The organism is Bradyrhizobium sp. Leo78 (assembly GCF_059512425.1).
In genome coordinates this window covers 1-657 of sequence record NZ_JCAMOT010000177.1, presented here as the reverse complement: position 1 = coordinate 657, position 657 = coordinate 1, and the positions used below count along the sequence as shown (strand labels likewise).

Below are 657 nucleotides of genomic sequence, written 5' to 3'. Positions count from 1 at the left end.
GCCCGAGGCCTGATGCCCTCCGGCGAAACCTTAGCGCTTCGCCATCGTCGCGGTTCTCACCTTTGCCCCGAAGGCGCCTGCTGCTGAGCGTTCGCGTTGTTCGGGTTTTTCTTGTTCGCCTCGTGATGGCCGACGACACACCCGGCCGCGGCGCCCAGCTTGCCGTGTCCCACCATATGGCCGGCGACGCCGCCGACGATGGCACCCTTGATGCAGCCCTTCGCGTCCGCCGCGGGCGCGAAAGCAAGCGAAATCGCGGCCACGCAAGCTGCCGCCGAAATCCATCTCATGTGCGTTCCTCCCGTCATGAAGATCGAGCAGTCAACGCGATCCGGCCGAACTCCGTTCCGGAGACGCGAATGGCTCTTGCCGGCTAGTCCTCCGCGCGCCGCAGGGCGGCTTGCAGCCGTTCTCTTTCCTTTTCCCACCGGTCGTCCTCGGCCCGCGCTCGCTTCTCGATAGCCTCGACCTCAGCCTGAATATCCGCGGCCTTCTTCGCATGCTCGCGCTCGGCCTTGTCCAGCGCGGCCCGGGCTTTTGCCGTCGCCTTTTCGCGCCGTTCGCGATTCCTCTGCCTGGCGGCCTCTTCGCGCCGGCGCTCGGCGTCGCGGCGCTTCTGCTCCTTCTCGAATTCGGCGGCGGCCTTTCGCGCGTCGC

Annotated in this window: 1 protein-coding gene and 1 pseudogene; both read right to left on the bottom strand. The window is 67.1% G+C overall.

Annotated elements, in window-relative coordinates; translation table 11 throughout:
- Positions 1 to 56 precede the first annotated feature (56 nt).
- Positions 57 to 290, bottom strand: a complete 234-nt coding sequence (locus tag AC5ZG1_RS44160; protein WP_130231616.1) for a hypothetical protein — start codon at positions 288 to 290, stop codon at positions 57 to 59.
- 83 nt (positions 291 to 373) lie between these two features.
- Positions 374 to 657 (bottom strand): annotated as a pseudogene (locus AC5ZG1_RS44155) (cell envelope biogenesis protein TolA); the annotation flags it as partial.

Bases quoted from the DNA above. Each gene is read 5' to 3' on its own strand.
- AC5ZG1_RS44160 (WP_130231616.1), bottom strand. From the start codon at position 290: ATGAGATGGATTTCGGCGGCAGCTTGCGTGGCCGCGATTTCGCTTGCT.